The 5,690-nt window shown below is 66.3% G+C and carries 6 protein-coding genes; 2 read left to right on the forward strand and 4 right to left on the reverse strand.

Going from position 1 to position 5,690, the window contains the following annotated elements:
• Positions 1-93 precede the first annotated feature (93 nt).
• The 3 genes from dnaQ to AB6730_RS18795 are packed head-to-tail and all read right to left on the reverse strand — an operon-like array spanning position 94 to position 1,975.
• Positions 94-816, reverse strand: coding sequence for a DNA polymerase III subunit epsilon (gene dnaQ, locus AB6730_RS18785; protein WP_371025113.1), 723 nt, complete (start codon positions 814-816; stop codon positions 94-96).
• Entirely contained in the window at positions 813-1,274 is a 462-nt protein-coding gene (gene rnhA, locus AB6730_RS18790; protein WP_371025114.1) for a ribonuclease HI, read from the reverse strand. Before rnhA ends, dnaQ begins: the two co-directional genes overlap by 4 nt.
• Positions 1,275-1,282: 8 nt before the next feature.
• Complete coding sequence (locus AB6730_RS18795; protein ID WP_371025115.1) at positions 1,283-1,975, reverse strand: methyltransferase domain-containing protein; 693 nt, start codon at positions 1,973-1,975, stop codon at positions 1,283-1,285.
• A 167-nt stretch (positions 1,976-2,142) separates the two neighbouring features.
• Between AB6730_RS18795 and gloB the strand changes: the two genes are divergently transcribed.
• A complete protein-coding gene (gene gloB / locus AB6730_RS18800; protein WP_371025116.1) occupies positions 2,143-2,910 on the forward strand; it encodes a hydroxyacylglutathione hydrolase in 768 nt (255 codons plus the stop codon).
• Positions 2,907-4,181, forward strand: a complete 1,275-nt coding sequence (locus tag AB6730_RS18805; RefSeq protein WP_371025117.1) for a transglycosylase SLT domain-containing protein — start codon at positions 2,907-2,909, stop codon at positions 4,179-4,181. Before gloB ends, AB6730_RS18805 begins: the two co-directional genes overlap by 4 nt.
• 32 nt (positions 4,182-4,213) lie before the next feature.
• Here AB6730_RS18805 and fabV read toward each other — a convergent pair whose 3' ends face one another.
• Entirely contained in the window at positions 4,214-5,419 is a 1,206-nt protein-coding gene (gene fabV / locus AB6730_RS18810) for an enoyl-ACP reductase FabV (RefSeq protein ID WP_371025118.1), read from the reverse strand.
• Positions 5,420-5,690 lie beyond the last annotated feature (271 nt).

The raw sequence follows: 5,690 nt of genomic DNA on the forward strand, positions 1-5,690 counted from the left end.
TGGCCGCGCAGCGGCTTCCCTTCCCAAGGGACGGCACCGCCTGTCGCGCCGAGGGTGGCGCCCGGCAGCTCCCCCGCGACGCACACCTGCCTTCTAGTGAATCGTTTCCGATTCGAGCTTGCGCCAGATGCTTTGGCCGCCGGCCGCCTTGTCGATGGCGTCGAGGCGCTTCGCGTGAAGGTCCAACTCTTCCGGCGTGGCGCGCAGGACCACCGGGCGACGGGTGATGACGATGTCATTCAGCGCATGGTTGCCGCGATGATCGTTGTCGGCGTCGAACGCGAAATCGAGGGCCACCTGGCCCGAGGTCATCGCGACGTAGACTTCCGCCAGCAACTGCGCATCGAGGAGGCCGCCGTGGAGATCGCGGCGCGTGTTGTCCACGCCCAGGCGCTTGCACAGCGCGTCCAGGCTGTTGCGCTGGCCGGGATACATCGTGCGTGCCATGAGCAGCGTGTCGAGCACCGTCGCGTGATCGGTCACTTGTCCGTACTGCGGCCCAAGCAGTTTCAGTTCGGCGTTGATGAAGCCCACGTCGAACGCCGCGTTGTGGATGATCAGTTCGGCGCCGCGGATAAACGCGAGGAACTCGTCCACCTTGTCGCGGAACAATGGTTGGCCGATGAGGTCCTCGTCCTTGATGCCTGTCACCGCGCTCGCCTCGGCGTCGATCGAACGCTCGGGATTGAGGTAGGTGTGGAAATGGTTGCCGGTCGGCCTGCGACCGATCAGTTCCACGGCGCCGATTTCAATCAGGCGGTGGCCGAGATGCGCTTCGAGGCCGGTGGTTTCCGTATCGAGGACGATCTGTCTCATGCCACCTTCCCCTTCGCCTTGTAGATGATCGCCTGGTCGCGCGCGGCGACGTCGACGCGCTCGTTTTCCACATGCCCGTTGTGACCCTTCACCCATTCCCAGGTGACGGTGTGCGCCGCGGCGGCCTCGTCGAGGCGTATCCACAGGTCCTGGTTCTTCACCGGTTTCTTGTCGGCGGTTTTCCAACCGTTGCGCCGCCACTTCGGCACCCATTCCTGCACGCCCTGCATGACGTATTTGGAATCGGTCATGAGGTGCACGTTGCAGCGCCGGGTGAGCGCCTCCAGCGCGGAGATCGCGGCCATCATCTCCATGCGGTTGTTCGTGGTCTCGGCTTCGCCGCCGGAAATCATCTTCTCCACGCCCTTGGCGCGCAGCAGTGCGGCCCAGCCGCCGGGGCCGGGGTTGCCCAGGCAAGCGCCATCGGTAAAGGCTTCAACGGTGTCGGTATCGGTCATGGAGGACTTCAGGTAATCGATTCACGGGCGTTGCGGCGCGCGCCGGAGGCGAGCGTGCCAGGCATGGGTGCCGGCACGGCGGCCGCACGGGGGCGCAAGGGTACCGCCGCCGGACGTTTTTTGCGCGCCACCAGGAAATAACCACCACCGACGATCGACTCGCCGACCGGCGCACCGCCCGCCCGGGGCCAGGCGCTGCCGACGCGGCGAGGCATGGACAGTTCGAACTCGTCACGGACGAGGCGTTGGCTCCACCACCACGGCCAGGTCAGCCGGGGCCGCGTGCCGCGGCTCTGCCGGGCGACCCAGGGCGACCACAGGCCGACCGGATGGATACCGGTGATCGCGAGCATGCCGCCGGGTGCCAGCACGCGTATGGCCTCGTCCAGCAGGTTGTCCTGCCGGGCCGTTGTTTCGAGGGCGTGGCGCAGGAGCACCACGCCGAAGGCCTCGTCGGTGAACGGCAGGGCCTCCAGGCCGCTGGCGTGGACATCGCCACCCAGCACCGCCCCGGCGACCCGTACGGTCGCCCAGTGGCCCAGGAGCGGGATGGCGGGTGGTTCGGCCGGCGCGGACGTGGTCAGGTGCAGGCCGTGGTCGCCCGTGCAGCGGGCCAGCATCGGGGCGAGGGCATGCGCTTCATCGGCCAGGAGCTTGCCGATCTGGGGAGTCGCATAGATGTCGGAAGCGAAATGAGGCATGCGGGATGAGTGTAGTGGGGTTGAACGGGTGCCGCACCGGTTAACGCCTTGCTAACGAGCGGGATATACCCGGCTGATATAGTCCGGCCGCCCCGCCCGGTAAGGATGTCTCCCCGGCGGCCATTCCTTGGGTGTTCGCGCCCTATCGACGTCACGGAGTCCACCCGATGCATTGGGTTCCCGTCGCGGCCTTGAGCGACAACTACATCTGGCTGGTCGCCGACGACGAAGGCAATGCCTTCGTCGTGGATCCCGGTGAAGCCGCCCCCGTCGAAGCCGCGCTGAAAGAGCGAGGCTGGCGGCTGACGGCCATCCTGCTGACGCACCACCACAACGATCACATCGGCGGCGTGTCGGACCTGGTCCGCCACCACGACGTGGAGGTGTACGCCCCCGCCGATCCCCGCATCCAGCCGAAGAACCAGATCGTCGAGGACGGCGACACCTTCACACTGGATGCGCCCAAGGCCAGCTTCAAGGTGATCGCCGTGCCCGGGCATACCACCTCGCACATTGCCTATCACGGCGAAGGTTTCCTGTTCTGCGGCGATACCTTGTTCAGCGTCGGCTGCGGCCGCCTCTTCGAAGGCACGCCGGAACAGATGCTCGCCTCGCTGGACCGTTTCGCCGACCTGCCGCCGGAGACGCTGGTCTGCTGTGCGCACGAGTACACCGCATCGAACATCCGCTTCGCGCTCAGCGTCGATCCGGACAACGGTGCCCTGCGCCACCGTCGTGACGAGGTGGCGCGCCTTCGCCAGGAGGGCCGGCCGAGCGTGCCGACCCGCCTCGCCGACGAGTTCGCCACCAATCCGTTCCTGCGCGTGGACAGCGAGGCCATCGCCCGCTGGCTCCAGGTCCAGGGCCAGGACCACGCCACGCGGACGGAGCGCTTCGCCGCGCTGCGCCGGGCCAAGGACACCTTCAGCGCATGAACGTACTGAGCCGGCGCCTGCTGCCTACCCTCCTTCCCCTCCTGCTCACGGCTTGCGCGGGCGGCATTCCGCGCCCGGTGCCGTCGTCGCCCAACACCGTCACGCCGGCACCGGTCGCTCCCGTGCAGGACGTCGCGGTGGCGCCGAAGCTTCTGCGCCCCGCGCCACCAGCCGACTTCTGGTCCGACATGCGCGACAGCTTCGCCATGCCCGGCTGTGACGCCGACCCGCAGGTGATGGCCTGGGCTCGCACTTACACCAAGCAGCCGAACCGTTTCGAGCAGCAGGTGAACGAAGTGCTGCCGCTGATCGTCTACGCGCACAAGTCGGCGATGAAGCACAGCGTGGCGGGCGAGTTCGCCCTGCTGCCCTGGGTGGAGAGCCAGTACCGTCACGTGCCGGGGCAGAGGAACCGTCCCGCGGGCATGTGGCAGATCATGCCGCAGACCGCGCGCACCCTCGGCCTGCGCGTGGAGAAGAATTACGACGAGCGCCTGGACATCACCAAGTCGACCGAATCGGTGATGAACATGATGCGCCGCTACTACGACGACCTCGGCGATTGGCGCCTGGTCGATGTCGCCTACAACGCCGGCGAATTCGGCTTGAAGAAGACGCTCGACAAACACGGTGGTCCGTCTGACGACGATGGCCTGCCGGACGTACCGATGAAGGCGGGCACCAGGGAACACCTGGCGAAGCTCATGGCGATGGCTTGCATCGTGCGCGACCCCGCACGCTTCAACGTGAGCCTGCCGCGCCAGGATCGCGAAGACACGCTGCAGGTGGTGAAGGTATCCAGCCCGCAATCGCTGGCCCAGGCGGCGAAGCAATCGGGGCTGTCGATGAACGACCTGCGCGATTTCAATCCGGCTTACCGGACGAGCAAGGGCACGATCAGTTCCAGCCTCTTGCTGCCGAAGTCGGCAGCCGACCAGTACAAGCTCGGGCCGGTCGATCCGGTCGCCGATGTCACCGGGCCCGTGGCCGACGACGCCGCCGCGGACGCGCCGGTGAAGTCCACGAAGGGCAAGCCGAAGGCCGGCGCGCCCGCGAAGAACGCACGCGCGGTCGCGAAGGCGGGCAAGCCGTCGAAGGCCGCCAAGGTGGACGAGCCACAGGTCGTCATCCACAAGGTCAACAACGGCGAATCGCTGTGGACGATCGCACGCCGCCACCAGGTGAGCGTCGAGCAGTTGATGAAGTGGAACGACTTGCAGACCCAGGCGGTGAAGCCCGGGCAGGTATTGAAGCTGACCGCGTCGCGCTGAGGCGCGATGGCGGTCGGTTCCTCCCTATTCCATCAGAGCTGCACGACGTCCCACTGCACGTCGGGGCTGACGTCCGCGTCGTAATCGACGCCCTTCGCCTCGAAGCCGAACAGCTTGATGAAATCGTGCTTGTAACCGGCATAGTCGGTAACCTGCCACAGGTTGTCCGTGGTGACGGTGGGCCATAGTGCCTTGCACTCGCCCTGCACATCCTCACGCAGCTCCCAGTCGTCGAGACGCAGGCGCCCCTCGGCATCGGTTTCCGCGGCTTTTCCGTCGAGACGGTACAGCCGATCGTGGAACAGGCGGTTGATCTGCTCGATCGTGCCTTCGTGGATACCCTTCGCCTTCATGATCTTGAAGACCATCGAGACGTACAGGGGAATCACTGGAATCGCGGAACTGGCCTGGGTCACCACCGACTTCATCACGCCGACGTAGGCGCGCAGGCCCTTCGCCGCGTAACGGTCGCGCAGTTCCTTCGCCGTGCGATCGAGATGCTGCTTGGCTTGGCCGAGCGTGCCATGCCAGTAGATGGGCCAGGTGATCTCGGTACCGACATAGCTGTAGGCGACGGTGGTGGCATTATCGGCAAGCACGCCGGCTTCGCTCAACGCTTCCATCCACAACGCCCAGTCTTCGCCACCCATGACGGTGACGGTGTCCTTGATCTCCTGCTCCGTCGCGGGTTCGACGGACGCCTGGATGACCGCATCCTTGTTGGTATCCACCGACGACGCGGTGAACGTGTCGCCGATGGTCTTCAACGCCGACCGCACCACTTCGCCGGTCTTGGGCAGTTTGCGCACGGGCGAGGCCAGCGAATAGACGACGAGGTCGACCTTGCCGCCCATCTCGTTCCTGATGATCTCGATGGCCTTCGCGCGTGTTTCGTCCGCGAAGGCGTCGCCGTTGATCGAGCGGCTGAACAGACCGGCTTCACGCGCCAGCGTGTCGAACGCGGCGGAGTTGTACCAACCGGCCGTACCCGTCTTCGCCTCGCTGGATGGCTTCTCGAAGAATACGCCCAGCGTGGCGGCACCCTGGCCGAAGGCGGCGGTGATGCGCGAGGCCAGGCCGTAGCCGGTGGATGCGCCGATCACCAGCACGCTTTTCGGACCCTCGGCGAACGTGCCGCTGGCCTTGGTGATGGCGATCTGTTCTTCGACGTTCTTCGCGCAACCGACCGGATGAGCGGTGGTGCAGATGAAGCCACGGACCTTGGGCTGGATGATCACGGAATGTCCCTTTGACGCAGTGAGACGCGCATTGTAATCGGGCTCGGCCGCCATGCGCTCCCGAATGGAGAACGAGCGCTAGCGGGAACCCCGGTGGGAGCACACCGTGGTGGGAGCTGCTTCAGCGGCGATCCCGCGGCAGCGGGCCGGTTTCTTCTGCACGGCTCGGCTTTCGCCCTCGCATTCGTTGTGCGGCGTGGCGGGGGAGCTGCCGGGCGCCACCCTCGGCGCGACAGGCGGTGCCGTCCCTTGGGAAGGGAAGCCGCTGCGC

It is taken from the genome of Luteibacter sp. RCC_6_2 (assembly GCF_041360655.1).
Taxonomy (GTDB): Bacteria; Pseudomonadota; Gammaproteobacteria; order Xanthomonadales; family Rhodanobacteraceae; genus Luteibacter.

Bases quoted from the DNA above. Each gene is read 5' to 3' on its own strand.
- rnhA (WP_371025114.1), bottom strand. From the start codon at position 1,274: ATGACCGATACCGACACCGTTGAAGCCTTTACCGATGGCGCTTGCCTG.
- dnaQ (WP_371025113.1), bottom strand. From the start codon at position 816: ATGAGACAGATCGTCCTCGATACGGAAACCACCGGCCTCGAAGCGCAT.
- gloB (WP_371025116.1), top strand. From the start codon at position 2,143: ATGCATTGGGTTCCCGTCGCGGCCTTGAGCGACAACTACATCTGGCTG.
- AB6730_RS18795 (WP_371025115.1), bottom strand. From the start codon at position 1,975: ATGCCTCATTTCGCTTCCGACATCTATGCGACTCCCCAGATCGGCAAG.
- AB6730_RS18805 (WP_371025117.1), top strand. From the start codon at position 2,907: ATGAACGTACTGAGCCGGCGCCTGCTGCCTACCCTCCTTCCCCTCCTG.